The sequence below is a fragment of the Pseudomonas sp. GD04015 genome (assembly GCF_029837675.1).
In the GTDB taxonomy this organism is placed as follows: Bacteria; Pseudomonadota; Gammaproteobacteria; order Pseudomonadales; family Pseudomonadaceae; genus Aquipseudomonas; species Aquipseudomonas paralcaligenes.
In genome coordinates, this window is the sequence record NZ_JAOEEE010000044.1 from 17,878 (window position 1) to 35,831 (window position 17,954).

20 protein-coding genes and 3 tRNA genes are annotated in these 17,954 nt (G+C 67.7%); 13 read left to right on the forward strand and 10 right to left on the reverse strand.

Going from position 1 to position 17,954, the window contains the following annotated elements:
* Window positions 1-22 precede the first annotated feature (22 nt).
* Window positions 23-1,198 (reverse strand): CaiB/BaiF CoA-transferase family protein, encoded by a 1,176-nt coding sequence (locus N7640_RS23315; RefSeq protein ID WP_279905899.1) that lies wholly within the window; start codon window positions 1,196-1,198, stop codon window positions 23-25.
* Between the two features lie 224 nt (window positions 1,199-1,422).
* On the opposite strand from N7640_RS23315, the gene N7640_RS23320 reads away from it, so the two are divergent.
* Window positions 1,423-2,325 (forward strand): DMT family transporter, encoded by a 903-nt coding sequence (locus tag N7640_RS23320; protein ID WP_279905900.1) that lies wholly within the window; start codon window positions 1,423-1,425, stop codon window positions 2,323-2,325.
* A gap of 74 nt (window positions 2,326-2,399) precedes the next feature.
* Window positions 2,400-4,061: an MFS transporter gene (locus N7640_RS23325; protein ID WP_279905901.1), complete on the forward strand. Its 1,662-nt coding sequence runs from the start codon at window positions 2,400-2,402 to the stop codon at window positions 4,059-4,061.
* A 19-nt stretch (window positions 4,062-4,080) separates the two neighbouring features.
* Here the strand turns inward: N7640_RS23325 and cysK are convergent, their stop codons facing one another.
* A complete protein-coding gene (gene cysK / locus N7640_RS23330) occupies window positions 4,081-5,055 on the reverse strand; it encodes a cysteine synthase A (protein WP_220815601.1) in 975 nt (324 codons plus the stop codon).
* Window positions 5,056-5,187: 132 nt separating this feature from the next.
* Here cysK and N7640_RS23335 point away from each other — a divergent pair, with 132 nt between their 5' ends.
* Window positions 5,188-6,261 (forward strand): DUF748 domain-containing protein, encoded by a 1,074-nt coding sequence (locus N7640_RS23335; RefSeq protein WP_279905902.1) that lies wholly within the window; start codon window positions 5,188-5,190, stop codon window positions 6,259-6,261.
* On the opposite strand, the gene N7640_RS23340 is transcribed toward N7640_RS23335, so the two are convergent.
* A complete protein-coding gene (locus N7640_RS23340; protein WP_220815599.1) occupies window positions 6,251-6,451 on the reverse strand; it encodes a helix-turn-helix transcriptional regulator in 201 nt (66 codons plus the stop codon). The genes N7640_RS23335 and N7640_RS23340 overlap by 11 nt on opposite strands.
* Window positions 6,452-6,462: 11 nt before the next feature.
* The gene (locus N7640_RS23345) at window positions 6,463-6,852 is read right to left on the reverse strand and encodes a hypothetical protein (RefSeq protein WP_220815598.1); all 390 of its coding nucleotides are present in this window, start codon (window positions 6,850-6,852) and stop codon (window positions 6,463-6,465) included.
* A 232-nt stretch (window positions 6,853-7,084) separates the two neighbouring features.
* Between N7640_RS23345 and N7640_RS23350 the strand changes: the two genes are divergently transcribed.
* From N7640_RS23350 to N7640_RS23365, 4 genes are all read left to right on the forward strand, one after another.
* Window positions 7,085-7,930 (forward strand): MoxR family ATPase, encoded by an 846-nt coding sequence (locus N7640_RS23350; protein ID WP_220815597.1) that lies wholly within the window; start codon window positions 7,085-7,087, stop codon window positions 7,928-7,930.
* A 47-nt stretch (window positions 7,931-7,977) separates the two neighbouring features.
* A complete protein-coding gene (locus N7640_RS23355) occupies window positions 7,978-8,373 on the forward strand; it encodes a GFA family protein (protein WP_279905903.1) in 396 nt (131 codons plus the stop codon).
* A 29-nt stretch (window positions 8,374-8,402) separates the two neighbouring features.
* Window positions 8,403-9,581 (forward strand): VWA domain-containing protein, encoded by a 1,179-nt coding sequence (locus tag N7640_RS23360; protein WP_279905904.1) that lies wholly within the window; start codon window positions 8,403-8,405, stop codon window positions 9,579-9,581.
* An 83-nt stretch (window positions 9,582-9,664) separates the two neighbouring features.
* Window positions 9,665-10,159 carry a PaaI family thioesterase gene (locus tag N7640_RS23365; RefSeq protein ID WP_279905905.1) on the forward strand — a complete coding sequence of 165 codons (495 nt, stop codon included), beginning with the start codon at window positions 9,665-9,667 and terminating at the stop codon, window positions 10,157-10,159.
* A 469-nt stretch (window positions 10,160-10,628) separates the two neighbouring features.
* On the opposite strand, the gene N7640_RS23370 is transcribed toward N7640_RS23365, so the two are convergent.
* From N7640_RS23370 to N7640_RS23385, 4 genes are all read right to left on the reverse strand, one after another.
* Entirely contained in the window at window positions 10,629-11,162 is a 534-nt protein-coding gene (locus tag N7640_RS23370; RefSeq protein WP_279905906.1) for a DUF2937 family protein, read from the reverse strand.
* A 2-nt stretch (window positions 11,163-11,164) separates the two neighbouring features.
* Entirely contained in the window at window positions 11,165-11,944 is a 780-nt protein-coding gene (locus N7640_RS23375) for a class II glutamine amidotransferase (RefSeq protein WP_220815592.1), read from the reverse strand.
* 3 nt (window positions 11,945-11,947) lie between these two features.
* Window positions 11,948-12,388, reverse strand: coding sequence for an HIT family protein (locus N7640_RS23380; RefSeq protein ID WP_279905907.1), 441 nt, complete (start codon window positions 12,386-12,388; stop codon window positions 11,948-11,950).
* 107 nt (window positions 12,389-12,495) lie between these two features.
* Window positions 12,496-12,975: an MFS transporter gene (locus tag N7640_RS23385; RefSeq protein ID WP_220815590.1), complete on the reverse strand. Its 480-nt coding sequence runs from the start codon at window positions 12,973-12,975 to the stop codon at window positions 12,496-12,498.
* 91 nt (window positions 12,976-13,066) lie between these two features.
* Here N7640_RS23385 and N7640_RS23390 point away from each other — a divergent pair, with 91 nt between their 5' ends.
* Genes N7640_RS23390 through N7640_RS23400 form a run of 3 tightly spaced genes read left to right on the forward strand, consistent with a single transcriptional unit; the run spans window position 13,067 to window position 16,111 of the window.
* Entirely contained in the window at window positions 13,067-15,127 is a 2,061-nt protein-coding gene (locus N7640_RS23390) for a S9 family peptidase (RefSeq protein ID WP_279905908.1), read from the forward strand.
* Between the two features lie 38 nt (window positions 15,128-15,165).
* Window positions 15,166-15,678, forward strand: coding sequence for a DUF4124 domain-containing protein (locus N7640_RS23395; protein WP_279905909.1), 513 nt, complete (start codon window positions 15,166-15,168; stop codon window positions 15,676-15,678).
* Window positions 15,679-15,685: 7 nt separating this feature from the next.
* Window positions 15,686-16,111, forward strand: coding sequence for a hypothetical protein (locus N7640_RS23400; RefSeq protein WP_279905910.1), 426 nt, complete (start codon window positions 15,686-15,688; stop codon window positions 16,109-16,111).
* Between the two features lie 6 nt (window positions 16,112-16,117).
* On the opposite strand, the gene N7640_RS23405 is transcribed toward N7640_RS23400, so the two are convergent.
* The gene (locus N7640_RS23405; RefSeq protein ID WP_279905911.1) at window positions 16,118-16,402 is read right to left on the reverse strand and encodes a hypothetical protein; all 285 of its coding nucleotides are present in this window, start codon (window positions 16,400-16,402) and stop codon (window positions 16,118-16,120) included.
* Between the two features lie 97 nt (window positions 16,403-16,499).
* Entirely contained in the window at window positions 16,500-17,354 is an 855-nt protein-coding gene (folD, locus tag N7640_RS23410; RefSeq protein ID WP_220815585.1) for a bifunctional methylenetetrahydrofolate dehydrogenase/methenyltetrahydrofolate cyclohydrolase FolD, read from the reverse strand.
* Between the two features lie 258 nt (window positions 17,355-17,612).
* Between folD and N7640_RS23415 the strand changes: the two genes are divergently transcribed.
* The 3 genes from N7640_RS23415 (at window position 17,613) to N7640_RS23425 (ending at window position 17,937) form a co-directional block, all read left to right on the forward strand.
* A tRNA-Arg gene (locus tag N7640_RS23415) sits at window positions 17,613-17,689 on the forward strand.
* A 32-nt stretch (window positions 17,690-17,721) separates the two neighbouring features.
* A tRNA-His gene (locus N7640_RS23420) sits at window positions 17,722-17,797 on the forward strand.
* Between the two features lie 55 nt (window positions 17,798-17,852).
* A tRNA-Leu gene (locus N7640_RS23425) sits at window positions 17,853-17,937 on the forward strand.
* The last annotated feature ends 17 nt before the right edge of the window (window positions 17,938-17,954 follow it).

Below are 17,954 nucleotides of genomic sequence, written 5' to 3' on the forward strand. Positions count from 1 at the left end.
TTTCACCCGCCCTACTAGTCCCCTACCCGAGCACCTTGCCGGCCTTGAGCCGAGCGATCTCTTCCTCGTCGTAGCCCAGCTCGCGCAGCACCTCGTCGTTGTGCGCGCCGACCGCCGCGCCGATGTGACGAGGCGGCTCCAGGCCCTCGGAGAAACGGATCGGGCAGGCGATCTGCCGCTGCGCCGGCCGGCCCTCGCGTAGCACCTCGGTGACCACGCCGCGCGCCGCGAGCTGGGGATGCTCCACCGCCTCGGCCAGGCTCAGCACCGGCTCGACGCAGGCGTCCACCTCGGCGAAACGCTGTTGCCACTCGGCCAGGTCGCGCTTCTCCACCTCGATGGCGATCTCGCGCTTGAGCCTGTCCTGATCCTTCGCCGATAGCCCCAGGGCGGCCAGTTCCGGGCGGCCGAGGGTGGCGCAGAAGCGCTGCATGAACTGCGGCTCCAGGCTGCCCACCGACAGCCAGCGGCCATCGCGGGTGCGGTAGTAGTCGTAGAAGCTGCCGCCGTTGAGCACCTGGTTCTCCATGTCCGGCTCCACCCCGCCGGCGAGAAAGCCGGCGCCGGCCATGGCGTGCAGGCTGAAGGCGCAGTCGGTCATGCTGATGTCAACGCGCTGGCCCTGGCCACTGCCCTGGCGGGCGATCACCGCCGCGAGCAGGCCGATCACCCCGTGCAGCGAGCCGCCGGCGATGTCCGCCACCTGCACACCGAGGGGCAGCGGGCCGCTGTCGCGGCGCCCGGTGTAGCTGGCCAGGCCGCTCAGGGCCAGGTAGTTGAGGTCGTGGCCGGCGCGGTCCTTGTAGGGGCCCGTCTGGCCGTAGCCGGTGATGGAAACGTAGATCAGCCCTGGGTTGATCGCCTTCAGCGCCTCATAGCCGAGGCCGAGTTTGTCCATCACCCCCGGTCGGAACTGCTCCAGCACGATGTCGTACTCACGCACCAGACGCCGCACCACCTCCAGCGCCTCGGGCTGCTTCAGGTCCAGGGCCAGGCAACGCTTGTTGCGGTTGAGGTAGGCGTGGCTGGTGGACACGCCATCGACGTGGGGCGGCAGCACCCGCACCAGGTCGGTACGGCTGGGCGACTCGATGCGCAGCACCTCGGCGCCCATGTCCGCCAGCAGCAGCGAGGCGAACGGTCCCGGCAGCAGGGTGGAGAAATCGAGGACTTTCAGCGAAGACAGCGGGCCTTTCATGTTCGGCGTTCCCGATCCGGTGATGACACGCCCGGCGCTGGAGACGCAGCGGGCATTCGCGAAGAGTGTCGCCGCAGGTTAGGCCAGCCCTCCCCGTGCCTCAATGACCCAGGCGCTCGGCGCGATTGACCCCAGCGACCACTGTACCGGCGATTTGAAAGTCAGCTGCGGATTGCGCGCGGCGGGGAGCCGCGTAATCTGGGCGCTCCCGCCAGGAGCCCGCGATGCGACCCGCCGACCTGTTCCGCCTGCTGCTGCTCGCCGCCATCTGGGGCGCCAGCTTCCTGTTCATGCGCATCGCCGTGCCGGTGCTCGGCAGCCTGCCCACCGCCTTCTTCCGCGCCAGTCTCGGCGCGCTGGGGCTGCTGGCGATCCTGCTGGTGCTGCGCCCGGCATGGGACTTCCGCGGCAAGTTCCGCGCCTGCCTGGCGCTGGGGGTGATCAACGCCGGCCTGCCCTCGGTGATGTATTGCCTGGCGGCGCTGGTGCTGCCGGCCGGCTATTCCTCGATCTTCAACGCCACCACGCCGCTGATGGGCGTGCTGATCGGCGCGCTGTTCTTCAGCGAAGCGATGACCGCGAGCAAGGCCGCCGGCGTCGCCCTCGGCCTGTTCGGCGTGGCGGTGCTGACCCGCACCGGCCCGGTGGACTTCGACCTGCCGCTGCTGCTGGGCGCCGCTGCGTGCCTGGTGGCCACCACCTGCTACGGCTTCGCCGGCTTCCTCACCCGCAGCTGGATCGGCCAGCAGGGCGGCCTGGACAACCGCCTGACCGCCTTCGCCAGCCTGCTCGGTGCCAGCCTGTTCCAGCTGCCGCTGTTCGCCGGCAGCCTGGCCTGGCAGCCGCCGGCCAGCTGGGGCGGACCCGAGGTGTGGCTGTCGCTGGCCGCGCTGGGGCTGGTCTGCACCGCCTTCGCCTATGTCCTGTACTTCCGCCTGCTGGCTGACGTCGGGCCAATCAAGGCGTCCACCACCACCTTCCTGATCCCGCCGTTCGGCGTGCTGTGGGGCGCCCTGCTGCTCGGCGAGCCGCTGAGCTGGGCCTACCTGCCGGGCTGCGCGCTGATCGGCGTGGCCCTGTGGCTGGTGGTGCGCCCTGAGCGCGCCAGCGTGGCGGCGCGGGCCTGAACCCAGGCGGGCTTCTACACTCAGAGACGATGCAGGGCCGCCCGGGCGGCGGCCGGCCACGCAAGGAAACTCGCATGCTGCAGTCCGTCTCGCCGAAGAACGACCTGCCCCGGGAGCCCGAGGCAGACAAGCACCACCACCTGCTCAGCCCCTTCACGATCCGCGCCTTCCGCATCATCTGGGTCGCCAACCTGTTCGCCAACCTGGGCACCTGGGCGCAGTCGGTAGCCGCCGCCTGGGTAGTCACCGAGGCCCACGCCGGCCCGCTGCTGGTGGCGATGATCCAGGTCGCCGCCACCCTGCCCCTGGTGCTGCTGTCGATCGTTTCCGGGGTGATGGCCGACAACCACGACCGGCGCAAGATCATGCTCGCCGGCCTGGCCTTCGAGATGAGCGGCGCCATCTTCCTCAGCGTGATCGCCTTCCTCGGCTACCTCGACCCGATCCTGCTGATCGTCTCGATCCTGTGGATCTCCATCGGCGGCTCGATCACCGTGCCGGCCTGGCAGGCGGCGGTGAGCGAGCAGGTGCCGGGCGGCATGGTCGGCAACGCCGTGCTGCTCAACAGCGTCAACTTCAACGTCGCCCGCGCCGCCGGCCCGGCCCTGGGCGGCCTGATGCTGAGCCTGGTGGGCGCGCCCTGGATCTTCCTGTTCAACTGCCTGTGCTACGTCGGCCTGATCTGGGCGATCTGGGCCTGGCGCCGCGCCGTGCCGGTGCGCACCCTGCCGCCGGAGCACCTGGCCCAGGGCGTGGTGGCGGCGCTGCGCTTCACCCAGCACTCCAGCGTCACCCGCCTGGTGATGCTGCGCTCCTTCTCCTTCGGCCTCTCCGCCAGCGCCGTGTGGGCGCTGCTGCCGGTGCTGGCACACCGCAACCCGGACGGCGGCGCCACGGTGTACGGCTACATGCTCGGCGCCCTTGGCGTCGGGGCGATCCTCGGCAGCCTGCTGGTCAACCGTGGCGCGCGCGCCTGGGGGCGCAGCCGGCTGATCAGCCTGGCGGGCTTCACCATGGGCCTGGTGATGCTGGCGCTCGGCGCGCTGGACAACCTGTGGCTGATCTTCCCCGCCCTGCTGATCGGCGGCGCCTGCTGGATCGCCGCGGTCGCCACCTACAACTCCTCGGTGCAGATACTGGTGCCGGACTGGGTCAAGGCACGCGCCCTGGCGCTGTACCAGACGGCGCTGTACGGCGGCCTGGCGCTGGGTTCGTTTCTCTGGGGCCATCTGGCCGAGAACATGGGGCCGCAGGGCGCGCTGCTGGCGGCGGGCTGCCTGATGGTGGCCTGCGCCTTCCTGCTCTACCACTCGCGCCTGCCGGAACTGGAGGTGGGCAGCATGCGCCGCGCACAGAGCACCCTGCCCGGCATGCCGGCGTTCGCCTTCGACCCGGACCGGGGCGCGGTGCTGGTGACCATCGAGTACCGCATCCCCGCCGAGCGCACCCGCGACTTCGTGCGCGCCATGCAGGAGCTGCGACGGCTGCGCCTGCGCAACGGGGCGCAGCGCTGGTCGCTGTTCCGCGACGCGGCCGATCAGGAAATCTGGCAGGAGACGCTGGTGGTGGAGAGCTGGCTGCAGCACCTGCGCATGCTCGACCGCATGACGCTGGCCGACCAGGCGATCGTCGACGCGGTCGGCCTGCTGCACAGCGGCGAGGCGCCGCCGCTGATCCGCCACGGCGTGAGCTACATCGCCAACCGCTACGAGAACGACGCGGCGACCCGGATATGAGCCGCCGCGCGTCAGGGCGTTACTGCTGCAGTTCCTGCTCGGTGAACAGGTCGCTGAACAGCATGCTCGACAGATAGCGCTCGCCGGAGTCCGGCAGGATCACCACGATGGTCTTGCCCTGCATCTCCGGCCTCTCGGCCAGCCGCACGGCGGCGACCATGGCGGCGCCGCAGGAGATGCCGCAGAGGATGCCCTCTTCCTGCATCAGGCGCAGGGCCATGGCCTTGGACTCGTCGTCGCCCACCTGCTCGACGCGGTCGACCACCGACAGGTCGAGGTTCTTCGGCACGAAGCCGGCGCCGATGCCCTGGATCTTGTGCGGGCTCGGCTTGACCTCCTCGCCGGCCAGGGTCTGGCTGATCACCGGCGAGGCGATCGGCTCGACCGCCACCGACAGGATCGGCTTGTGGCGCTGCTGCTTGATGTAGCGCGAAACGCCGGTGATGGTGCCGCCAGTGCCGACGCCGGCCACCAGCACGTCGACCGCGCCGTCGGTGTCGTTCCAGATTTCCGGCCCGGTGGTCTTCTCGTGGATGGCCGGGTTGGCCGGGTTGTCGAACTGCTGCGGCTGGAAGTACTTGGCGGGATCGGACGCGGCGATCTCGGCGGCCTTCTCGATGGCGCCCTTCATGCCCTTGGCCGGCTCGGTCAGCACCAGCTCGGCGCCGAGGGCCTTGAGCACCTTGCGCCGCTCCAGACTCATGGAGGCGGGCATGGTCAGGATCAGCTTGTAGCCGCGGGCGGCGGCGACGAAGGCCAGGCCGATGCCGGTGTTGCCGGAGGTCGGCTCGACCAGGGTCATGCCCGGCTTGAGCACGCCGCGCGACTCAGCGTCCCAGATCATGTTGGCGCCGATGCGGCACTTGACCGAGTAGCCGGGGTTGCGCCCCTCGATCTTCGCCAGGATGGTGACACCCTTGGGGCCCAGGCGGTTGATCTGCACCAGCGGCGTGTTGCCGATGGACTGGGCGTTGTCGGTGTAGATGCGGCTCATGGTCGTTGTCCTTTCGATAACCGAGGGCAAACAGCCTAAGCCTGGCAAGAGAGATCGTCCAGCGCACGCCGGTCGAACTCCGCGTCTCGCTCGGCGGTCCACCGGAAACACCTGCTGCGACGGATGCCACCGATGAAACGCCGCTACAGCCTGCCCCTCTACATCGTCCTCGGCCTGGTCGCCGTGCTGCTGATCCTGCACCTGACCCTGCCCATCTTCATCCGCGACTACCTCAACGCCAAGCTGGCGGACATGGGCGAGTACCGCGGGCAGATCGCCGACGTGGACCTGGCCTGGTGGCGCGGCGCCTACCGCATCGACGGCCTGGTGATCGCCAAGGCCGACGGCGACGTGCCGGTGCCGCTGCTCGACGCGCCCTCCATCGACCTGTCGGTGAGCTGGCACGCGCTCTGGTACGACCACGGCGTGGTGGCCCGGGTGATCTTCGAGAGCCCTCAGCTGAACTTCGTCGACGGCGGCGAGAGCGGCGACGACAGCCAGACCGGCGCCGGGGTGGACTGGCGCGAGCAGCTGGAGAAACTCCTGCCGATCACCCTCGACGAAATCCGCGTGGTGAACGGCCGCATCAGCTTCCGCAACTTCACCTCGGACCCGCCGGTGAACATGTACGCCAGCGACGTCAACGCCAGCCTGTACAACCTGACCAACGTCGCCGACGAACGCGGCGAGCGGGTCGCCCGCTTCGAGGGCAAGGCCCTGCTGCTCGACCACGCCCCGCTGGAGGCGACGGCGGTGTTCGACCCGTTCGAGAACTTCCAGGACTTCGAATTCCGCGTGCGCGCCACCGACATCGAGCTGCGCCGGCTCAACGACTTCTCCTCCGCCTACGGCAAGTTCGACTTCAACGCCGGCAACGGCGACGTGGTGATCGAGGCCAGCGCCGAGAACGGCCAGCTCGACGGCTACATCAAGCCGCTGCTGCGCGACGTCGATGTGTTCAACTGGCGGCAGGACGTGCAGGACCAGGACAAGGGCTTCTTCCGCTCGATCTGGGAAGCCCTGGTCGGCGGCAGCGAGACGGTGCTGAAGAACCAGCAGAAGAACCAGTTCGCCACCCGGGTGGAGCTGTCCGGCAGCGTCCGCGACCAGAACGTCAGCCCCCTCCAGGCCTTCCTCTCGATCCTGCGCAACGGCTTCATCCAGGCCTTCAACGCACGCTACGAGAACGCGCCGCCTAGCTCGTGACCTCGTCGCTGAAAATGGCCTCGATGGGCAACCCGAACACCCGGCCGATGCGGAAGGCCAGCGGCAGGCTCGGGTCGTACTTGCCGGTCTCGATGGCGTTGACGCTCTGCCGCGACACCTCCAGCCGCTGGGCCAGCTCCGACTGGCTCCAGCCCCGCTCGGCCCGCAGCTCCTTCAGGCGATTGTGCATGGCGGCTCTCCTCAGGCGTAGCGCCAGCGGACCAGGGTGGAGGTGAAGGCATAAGCAGCCCAGAAGGCGGGGAACGCCAGGATCAGCGGGAAACGCGGCCAGCCGGCGTACTGTTCGAGAAAGCCCCAGGCGGTGAGCAGGCCGACCACCGCGCCACCGGCCAGCAGCGCGGCGCGCGACATCAGGAAGCGCAGGAACTCGTCCGGCTCGCTGCGCATATAGCGGTCGAACACGTAGAGCGAGGCCAGCAGCGGTATCGCCGGCGACGCCGCGGCGATTACCCGCAGGGCGTAGGGCAGTTGCTGCAGGTCCACGCCCCAGCTGATCAGGGCGACCAGCGCGGCATACACCAGCATCAGCGAGGAACAGGAAATGACGTAGCGACGGGCAGCGATGTTCATGGATGGGACTCTCCGGTTGATGTAAAGCAAACTTAACATTCGTCGACCGCAGATGTAAAGCACGCTTGTCATTAAGAGAGATTCGTAACCGGCGACACCCTGACCCGCCATTCAGTGACTGAATGGCGCGTCTGCGTTCACAGTTCACCGTGGCGCGCGTTATAGTCGAGCCTTACATCACACACCGAACCAGCCGGCCGCGCCCGCCGTGCGCCCGTCCGAGGATTCCCAGATGAAGTTCGAAGGCACCCAGTCCTACGTCGCCACCGACGACCTGAAGCTCGCGGTCAACGCCGCCATCACCCTGCAGCGCCCGCTGCTGGTCAAGGGCGAACCGGGTACCGGCAAGACCATGCTCGCCGAGCAGCTGGCCCAGGCCTTCGGCGCCAAGCTGATCACCTGGCACATCAAGTCCACCACCAAGGCGCACCAGGGCCTGTACGAGTACGACGCGGTCAGCCGCCTGCGCGACTCGCAGCTGGATTCGGACAAGGTCCACGACGTGCGCAACTACATCAAGAAAGGCAAGCTGTGGGAGGCGTTCGAGTCCGACGAGCGCGTGATCCTGCTGATCGACGAGATCGACAAGGCCGACATCGAGTTCCCCAACGACCTGCTGCAGGAACTCGACAAGATGGAGTTCTACGTCTACGAGACCGACGAGACGATCAAGGCCAAGCAGCGCCCGATCATCATCATCACCTCGAACAACGAGAAGGAACTGCCGGACGCCTTCCTGCGCCGCTGCTTCTTCCACTACATCGCCTTCCCCGACCGCGAGACCCTCAAGCGCATCGTCGACGTGCACTACCCGAACATCAGCGGCGAGCTGGTGGCCGAGGCGCTCGACGTGTTCTTCGACGTGCGCAAGGTGCCGGGCCTGAAGAAGAAGCCTTCCACCAGCGAACTGGTCGACTGGCTGAAGCTGCTGATGGCCGACAACATCGGCGAGGCCGTGCTGCGCGAGCGCGACCCGACCAAGGCCATCCCGCCGCTGGCCGGCGCCCTGGTCAAGAACGAGCAGGACGTGCAGCTGCTCGAACGCCTGGCCTTCATGGCCCGCCGCGCGTCGCGCTGAGGCCGTAACGCCCGCCGCTGGCGGGCCACCAGCAAGAGGGGCCACGCATGCATCGCGGAAGCTGCCTGTGCGGCGCGGTGAAGTACGAGATCGACGCGCCCATCGCGTCCGCCAGCCACTGCCACTGCTCGATGTGCCGCAAGGCGCACGGCGCGGCGTTCGGCAGCTATGGCAACGTGCGTCGCGAGCACTTCCGCTTCACCGCAGGCGAGGACCAGGTCGCGACCTACCACTCCTCGCCCGGCGTGAGCCGGACCTTCTGTCGGGACTGCGGCACGACCCTGCAATGGTTCGCCGAGCATCCGCACCCGGAGTGGCTGTCCGTCGCCCTGGGCACGCTGGACACGACGCTGGGCGCCATCCCGCAGAAGCACATCTTTCCCGAATCCAAGGCCGACTGGTACCAGATCGCCGACGGCCTGCCCCAGGAGTCCCGCTCCTGAGGCTCCACCGATAACACGAGGCTGCAGCCATGCTGCTCAACCTGTTCAACGAAATGCGCGCGGCCAAAGTGCCGGTCTCGGTACGCGAGCTGCTCGACCTGATCAACGCGCTCAAGCACAACGTCGTGTTCGCCGACATGGACGAGTTCTACTACCTCGCCCGGGCGATCTTGGTGAAGGACGAGCGCCACTTCGACAAGTTCGACCGAGCCTTCGGCGCCTACTTCAAGGGCCTGGAGAATCTCAACGAGCACATCGAGGCGCTGATCCCCGAAGACTGGCTGCGCAAAGAGTTCGAGCGCCACCTGACCGACGAGGAGCGCGCGCAGATTCAGTCCCTCGGCGGCCTGGACAAGCTGATCGAGGAATTCAAGAAGCGCCTCGAAGAACAGAAGGAACGCCACGCCGGCGGCAACAAGTGGATCGGCACCGGCGGCACCAGCCCGTTCGGCTCCGGCGGCTACAACCCCGAGGGTATCCGCGTCGGCGACGCCGGCAAGCGCCAGGGCAAGGCCGCCAAGGTGTGGGACCAGCGCGAGTACAAGAACCTCGACGACCAGGTCGAGCTGGGCACCCGCAACATCAAGGTGGCCCTGCGCCGCCTGCGCAAGTTCGCCCGCGAAGGCGCTGCCGAGGAATTCGACCTGGCCGGCACCATCGACCACACCGCCAAGGACGCCGGTCTGCTCAACATTCAGATGCGTCCGGAGCGGCGCAACACGGTGACGCTGTTGCTGCTGTTCGACATCGGCGGCTCCATGGACGCCCACGTCAAGGTGTGCGAGGAACTGTTCTCGGCGTGCAAGACCGAGTTCAAGCACCTCGAATACTTCTACTTCCACAACTTCGTCTACGAGAGCGTGTGGAAGAACAACCTGCGCCGCACCAGCGAGCGCTTCTCCACCCTCGACCTGCTGCACAAGTACGGCCCGGACTGGAAGATCATCTTCGTCGGCGACGCCGCCATGGCGCCCTACGAGATCACCCAGCCCGGCGGCAGCGTCGAGCACTGGAACGAGGAAGCCGGCTACGTCTGGATGAAGCGCTTCATGGAGAAGTACAAGAAGCTCATCTGGATCAACCCCTACCCCAAGGACGCCTGGAACTACACCGCCTCGACCAACATCGTCCGCGAGCTGATCAACGACCAGATGCACCCGCTGACGCTGCGGGGACTGGAGGAAGGGATGAGGTTCCTCTCCAAGTGACACACGAACGGGCCCATGTGGCCCGTTCTGCTTCGTGGCGAAAGCCGCTAGGCTTGGCCGGTCTCTTCTGGAACGAACCAACCATGCAAGACCTTTCCCTACAGGACGCCGCCGCGCCGGACGGCGTCTGCTACGGTTGCGGCGGCCGTAACCCCCACGGCCTGCACATCAAGAGCCGCTGGCACGAAGACAGCGTGCACGTGGTGGCCGAACACCAGCCAGACCCCATGCACTGCGGCTGGCCGGAGCTGGTCTACGGCGGGCTGATCGCCATGCTGGTGGACTGCCACTCCAACTGGACCGCCATGGCCTGGCACTACCGCGCCGAAGGCCGCGAGCCCGGCAGCCTGCCGCGCGTCGAGTGCGTCACCGGCAACCTCGGCATCAAGTTCATCAAGCCGACGCCCATGGGCGTGCCGCTGCAGCTGCGCGCCCGGGTCGAGGGCGAGCCGGGGCGCAAGACCCGAGTGATCTGCGAAATCTATGCGGGCGACCTGCTGACCGCCGTGGGCGACTCCGTCTTCGTGCGGGTGGACGCCAGCCAACTGGCCGCCGCCGCCCACGGCAAACAGGCCTGAAGGTAGGGCGGGTGAAACCCGCATAACCCGCTCGCGGGTTTCACCCGCCCTACACAACCCGTAGGGTGCGCCATGCGCACCGGGACCATTGTCGTAGGAATCTCTGGTGCGCACAGCGCACCCTACGACGGCGGACCCGATCAGATACACCTTGTGGGAGCGGATTTATCCGCGAATTTCGCGGCCAATCGGAATGCCCCCAGCCGCTCCCACAAGAGCAGAATTACGCCTCCAACACGTAACGGGTACATAGCCATGAAAAAGGCTGTGTCCCCGTCAGAGGTTGTAGTGTCCTGATCTCTTATGGATCCCCGCCTACGCGGGGATGACGAGGCAGGGAGGGAGGGAGTTTCTTCCGGAACCGTCATTCCCGCGTAGGCGGGAATCCAGGGGCAGGCAGCTGCAGCGTCTACAACACGCAACGGGGACATAGCCAATAAAAAGGCCCCGAAGGGGCCTTCTTTCTGCATCAGCGCCAGTGGCGCTTCTCGTAGGCGATCGGCTTGTGCCGGCGCCCCACCCCAAGCGTCCAGCCGATGCCCAGCGCCAGCAGCTCCACCAGCCAGGCCAGCGCCAGGGCCACGCCGAGCCCCCAGGCGATCGCGTGGGGCGCCAGCAGCACCTGGTAGGTGTAGGACTCGTAGGTCTCCTGCAGCAGCGCCTGGTCGGCGCCGGTCGCCAGGTGCCAGATCTGCGCATACCATGGGCCCTGCATCGCCAACCACTCCGCCTCCAGCAGCTCGGAACGCGCCACCAGGTGGCCGATGCTGTTGGCGTCGCTGCGCATCACCTCGTCGGTGCTGGCGCGGTAGTGGGCGACCAGGGCGTTGAGGTCGCCGTTGAAGAAACGCGCGGCGGTCTCGCGGAAGCCCAGCAGGCTCTCCTCGGACTCGGCGCGGTGGGCGGCCACACGCTTGGCGTAGTCGTCGACGAAGCCCGGCACCTGCACCCCGACCAGCAGGCCGAAGGCGAACACCAGCAGCCGCAAGTAACTCCTGAACATCCTCAGTCCCCCATCTGTCCGTGGGCCACCCGCTCGCCCCGCCGCCACAGGCTCCATTGCCCCGGCTGGAACAGGTTCCAGCGCTCGTTGTCGGTCAGCGGCTCGGTGGCGATCACCGTCACCACGTCGTTCGGCGTGGTCTCCGCCTGGAAGTCGACGGTCAGGTCGGCATCCTTCAGCCGCGCCGGGCCGAAGGGAGCGCGGCGGGTGATCTGCGCCAGCTTGGTCGAGCAGAAGCAGAACAGCCAGTCGCCGTCGCTGAGCAGGCAGTTGAACACGCCCTTACCACGATAGTCCTGAGCCGCCTGGATCAGCACCGGCAGCAGCACTTCCACCGGCACCGGCTCGGGGAAGGCAGCACGCACCCGGTTGAGCAGGTCGCAGAAGGCCGCCTCGCTGTCGGTGTCGCCCACCGGCCGGTAGAAGTCGAAGCTCGGCGCGAAGCCCACCAACTGGCCGTTGTGGGCGAAGCACCAGTTGCGTCCCCACAGCTCGCGGACAAAGGGATGGGTGTTGGCCAGGCACACCCGGCCGACGTTGGCCTGGCGGATGTGGCCGATCACCGTCTCGCTCTTGATGGGATAGCGCTGCACCAGCTTGGCGACTTCCGAGCCGACGCTGGCGGTCGGGTCCTGGAACAGGCGCAGGCCGCGCCCCTCGTAGAAGGCGATGCCCCAGCCATCACGATGCGGCCCGGTGCCGCCGCCCCGCTGCATCAGCCCGGTGAAGCTGAACACGATGTCGGTGGGTACGTTGGCGCTCATGCCGAGCAGTTCGCACATGCGTCAGATCTCCAGCAATGCGCCGCGCAACCGCTCCGCCTCGCGCGCCAGGCGCGCGTCCAGGCGCTTGCGGCCGAGCGGGAGGAAACGGGTGAGGATGCGCCAGCACAGCGCCGGCAGGTCGCCGCTACGGCGGGGTATCAGGTGCAGGTGCAGGTGCGGCACGTGCTGGTTGGCGGCCGGACCGTCGTTGAGCAGCAGGTTGATGCCGAGCACGCCGGGCTCGCGGTAGAGCGCCCTGGCCATGCGCTCGGCCAGGGCCAGCAGCGCCTCGCGCGGTGGCGCCGGCAGATCGGCCAGGAACGGCGCGTGGCCACGGGCGACGATCAGCAGGTGGGACGGGCGCAGCGGAAAGATGTCCAGCAGCACCAGAAAGTGTTCGTCTTCGTGGATGACGTGCGCCGGCAGATGACCGTCGGCGATGGCGCAGAACACGCAGCTCATGGGCTCTCCTCGTGGCATGCGGCCATGCTAGCGCAAGCCGGAGGGCATGCAACCCGGCGTGTCGTCATGAAAAGGCTGTTTGCCGCTCTTCGCGCTCGCAGCGACGACTAGAGACGCGGCTCGATGCGCAGGCGCCGGTCGCCACGGGCATCGAAGCGGGTGTCGGTGTCGTGCTGCTCCTCGCGCTCCATCAGCTCGCGCAGTGTCGGCTCGTCTTCTTCCACGGCCTCCGCGCGCGGCCCCTTGCGACCCGCCCACCAGCGCTCCACCGGCCAGCGCAGGGCGGCGAAGACCAGCCACACGCCGAGGGCGATCAGGCAGTAGATGGCCAGGTCGGCCACCGCGCGCCAGGCGTTCTTGCCCACCTCGAACAGCAGGTCGATGGCGGTGACGGCGATGGCGGGCGCGAACAGCTCCCTGGCCGGGTCGACGATGGTCGGGCTCAGCAGCAGCACGGCCACCACGACGCGCAGCGGCTCGCGCAGCCAGCGCCACATCCAGCCGGTCATGCGGAACCACACCAGCAGGCAACCCAGCGCGGCGATGCCATAGACGGCCCAGGCGAGCAGATAGTCTTGTTCGGTCATGTGTTTCGTGGCTTGGCCGGCAAAGGGGCGCTTATGATAACGGCTTTTGCGGCCACCGACCTCCCTGCGGTCGCCCCGAGCGAGAACCACCATGACCGACGCCCCCATCGCCCGCCGCGAAGCCGGCACCGACCCCTACCGCTGGCTGGAACAGCGCGACACCGACGAGGTGCTCGCCTACCTCAAGGCCGAGAACGCCTACCTGGAGGCACAGCTGGCCGACCAGGCCGGACTGCGCGAAACCCTGTTCCAAGAGATCAAGGGACGCATCCGCGAGACCGACCTGTCCCTGCCGGTGCCCTGGGGCCCCTGGCTGTACTACCAGCGCACCACCGCCGGCGACGAATACCCGCGCCACTACCGCTGCCCACGCCCGGCCGACGGCTCGCTGACCGTGAACGAGCAGGCCGAGCAGCTGCTGCTCGACCCCAACGCCCTGGCCGGCGACGGCTACCTGTCGCTCGGCGCCTTCACCATCAGCCCGGACCACCGCCTGCTCGGCTACAGCCTGGACACCAGCGGCGACGAGATCTACCGGCTGTTCGTCAGGGAACTGGACACAGGCCTGCTGCACGAACTGCCGTTCGACGACTGCGACGGCCAGATGACCTGGGCCAACGACAGCCAGACCCTGTTCTTCGTCACCCTGGACGACACCCACCGGCCCTGGCGCCTGTATCGCCACCGCCTGGGCGACGAAGGCGCCGAGCAGGTGTTCGAGGAGGCCGACGGGCGCTTCTTCCTCAGCTGCTACCGCTCCAGCTCCGAGCGCCAGCTCATCCTCGGCCTCGGCAGCAAGACCACCAGCGAGGCCTGGGTGCTGGACGCCGACACGCCCAATGGCGAGTTCCGCTGCCTGGCGCCGCGCCAGGAAGACCACGAATACGACGTCGACCACGGCCTGCTGGACGGCCGCTGGACCTGGTTCGTGCGCAGCAACCAGGCCGGCATCAACTTCGCCCTGTACGTCGCCGATGAAGACCGGCCGACCCGCGAGCACTGGCACGAGCTGATCGCCCATGATCCGCAGCGCATGCTCGAAGGCCTGACCCTCAACCGCGATGCCTTCGTGCTCAGCCTGCGCGAGGGCGGCCTGCCGATCATCGAGGTCCACCCCCGCGCCGCCGCGCCCTACCCCGTGCAGCTGCCGGACGCCGCCTACAGCCTGCACGTGCAGGACAGCCTGGAGTTCCACAGCGAGGCGATCCGCCTACGCTACGAGGCGCTCAACCGTCCCGCCCAAGTGCGCCAGCTGAACCTCGCCAGCGGCGAGCAGCGGGTGCTCAAGCAGACGCCGGTGGAAGGCCCGTTCGACGCCGACGCCTACGAGAGCCGTAGGCTGTGGGCCACCGCCGCCGACGGCACCCGGGTGCCGATCAGCCTGGTGGCGCGCCGGGAAGTGTTCTCCGCCGGCCGGCCCGTGCCGCTCTACCTCTACGGCTACGGCGCCTACGGCGAGAGCCTTGACCCCTGGTTCAGCCATGCCCGCCTGAGCCTGCTGGAGCGCGGCTTCGCCTTCGCCATCGCCCACGTGCGCGGCGGCGGCGAGCTGGGCGAAGCCTGGTACCGCGCCGGCAAGCTGGAACACAAGCAGAACACCTTCGGCGACTTCATCGCCTGCGCCGAGCACCTGATCCAGGCCGGGCTGACCACGCCCGGACAGCTCGCCATCAGCGGCGGCAGCGCCGGCGGCCTGCTGATCGGCGCGGTGCTCAACCAGCGCGCCGAGCTGTTCGCCGCGGCCATCGCCGAAGTGCCCTTCGTCGACGTGCTCAACACCATGCTCAACCCCGACCTGCCGCTGACCGTGACCGAGTACGACGAGTGGGGAGATCCCAACCAGCCGGAGGTTCACGAGCGCATCAGGGGCTACGCGCCCTACGAGAACGTGCAGGCCAGGGACTACCCGGCGATCCTCGCCGTGGCGGGCTACAACGACAGCCGCGTGCAGTACTGGGAAGCGGCCAAGTGGGTCGCGAAGTTGCGCGCCACCCGCACCGACACCAATCTGCTGCTGCTCAAGACCGACCTGGGCGCCGGCCATGGCGGCATGAGCGGCCGCTACCAGGCGCTGCGCGACGTGGCGCTGGAATACGCCTTCCTGCTCAAGGTGCTGGACGTGGACAGTGCTTGGCAAGCGGCCGGCGCCTGACTATCGTGCTTCACCCTTCCCATTCAAGGACCGATGGCATGCCCGCCCGCCGACTTCTCCCGCTGCTCCTGCTGTGCTGCGCCCTGCCACTCCAGGCCCAGATTTACACCTGGGTCGACGAGAACGGCCAGAAGCATTTCGGCAGCCAGCCACCGACGCCGGAAAAGCCGGTCGAGACCGTCAACATCCGCCAGGGCTACTCCAGCGACGGCGCGCAGCCGGCGGTGGCGCCGCAGGAAACCGAGCAGAGCGAGGCGTCCTCCAACCAGACGACCTCCCAGCGCGAGATGTGCCGGGAAGCCATACGCTGGACCGCCGTCGATATTCCCAACCTGAAGGACATCGCCCGCGAACGCCGAAAGGACGGCAAGATCACCCAGGACCAGTTGGGGCAGGCCATGAAGGCGCTGGACGATGTCAACAAGGCGCTGACCCTACAGAACTGCATGGCCAGCAAGGGCGAGGACCTGGAGCGGTTCGAATGCCTGTCCCACGGTGCCGGCATCATGATCTGCTCGGGCGCGCTGGAAGCGGCGCTGAAGAACCTCTGAGCGTCCCGTGCAGAACTTTCTCTATCGCTGGCTGATGGCAGTCGGCCTCGGGCACGCGGGCCTGGGCGTAGCGCTCGCCTTCGCCGCCCATCTGCCGGTCACCCGCCCCTACTTCGACTATCTCTACGCCAGCGTCGCCGCCGTGCCGCCAACGGAGGAGTTCCAGGCCCTGCTGCGCACCATGGTGGGGCTGTTCGGACCGACCGTGGCGAGCTGGGGCGTGCTGTTCAGCCTGCTGGTGTTGCTCTATCGCCGGCACGGCCATCGACAGATAAAGCCAACGATCTTCCTCGCGCTGCTGGTCTGGTGCGTGCTGGACAGTGCGATTTCCATCCACTTCGACCTGCGACTGCATGCCTACCTGAATACCGCCGCCGCGCTGTCGATCGCGCTGCCGCTGATCTTCCTGCGACCACGCCAGGTGGCCGCCTGACGATTCTCAGGGCTTGTCGATGGATTCGGCGGGACGCCGCTGCTGGCTGCGCCGCTCGCTTTCCAGGGGCGGCAGCGGCCTGTCCTGCGGCACCTGCGGAGCGGACGAGGGCTCGCGGGGAGGCCGGGGATTGACCAGCAGCGGCGGCCGGTCGCGTTGCGCAGGCTCGATGCTGCGCACCTCCGGCCGCTCGTAGGGCTGCGGCGTGGAAGTCCCGGGCAGTCCGGGCGGCTGGGCCCAGGCGGAGATGCCGGGCAACAGGGCCACGATCAGAACAAGCGGACGGCGCATGGGCAGGACTCCCGAAACAAGGTACCTGCCCTTGTGACAACGCACGTCCCCGGCGGATACCGACCGATCATCGGAAGGGATCGGCGCCGAATAGCGATCAGGCGTGCAGGTGCTCCGCCGCGTACAGGGTGTTCTCCAGCAGGCAGGCCCGGGTCATGGGGCCGACGCCGCCCGGCACCGGAGTGATCCAGCCGGCGCGCTCGGCGGCCACGTCGAACTCCACGTCGCCCACCAGCTTGCCGTCGGCCTGGCGGTTGATGCCCACGTCGATGACGATGGCACCTTCCTTGATCCACTCGCCCTTGACCAGGCCCGGCTTGCCGGCGGCCACCACCACGATGTCCGCCTGGGCCACGTGGCCTGGCAGGTCGCGGGTGAAGCGGTGAGTCACGGTCACGGTGCAGCCGGCGAGCAGCAGCTCGAGAGCCATGGGCCGGCCGACGATGTTGGAGGCGCCCACCACGACGGCGTGCTGGCCGTGCAGGTCCACGCCGGTGCTCTCCAGCAGCGTCATGATGCCTTTCGGCGTGCACGGGCGCAGCAGCGGCATGCGCTGGGACAGGCGGCCGACGTTGAACGGGTGGAAGCCGTCCACGTCCTTGTCCGGGTTGATGCGTTCGAGCAGTTGCGACGCGTCCAGATGGGCCGGCAGCGGCAGCTGGACCAGGATGCCGTCGATGGCGCTGTCGCGGTTGAGCTGGTCGATCAGGCCGAGCAGTTCGCCCTGGGTGGTGCTGGCGGGCAGGTCATGGGCCACGGAGACGAAGCCGACCTCCTCGCAATCCTTGCGCTTGTGCGACACATAGACTTGGGACGCCGGATCGCTGCCGACCAGGATCACGGCCAGGCCGGGCGCGCGCAGCCCCTGCTGGCGGCGCTCGTTGACGCGTTTGGCGATATCCTGGCGGAGGCTGGCGGCAATGGCTTTGCCGTCGATCAGTTTTGCGGTCATGACGCTCGCTTAACCATGGGAAAGGTGGAGAAAATGGCGCCCATTCTCGCATGGGCGACCGGCAGGGCAAAGGCGCATGCTCCGGGCATTTTCGTAAGCCCTTTATCCAGCAGGAATTTTTTCGTTCCCTTGTTGACGCTGAGAGGCTGGCTATATAACATGCGCCCCGCTTGTCGAGCACAGCCAAACGCTGGGTAAGATGGCAACGACCGGAAACGGTTGAAGCTGTAGCTTCAGAGTCTGCTCGCAGATGATTAAGCGCCCGTAGCTCAGCTGGATAGAGCATCCGCCTTCTAAGCGGATGGTCGCAGGTTCGAGTCCTGCCGGGTGCGCCATTGGCGAATCAGGCACAAGCAACTGCAATATGGTGGGCGTAGCTCAGTTGGTAGAGCACAGGATTGTGGCTCCTGGTGTCGTGGGTTCGATTCCCATCGTCCACCCCATATTCCAGAGAACGCCAGGCCACGTGCCTGGCGTTTTCGTTTCGAGCATGACCACGCGGACGTGGTGAAATTGGTAGACACACCAGATTTAGGTTCTGGCGCCGCAAGGTGTGAGAGTTCGAGTCTCTCCGTCCGCACCATATTGAGCCCGCTTTCG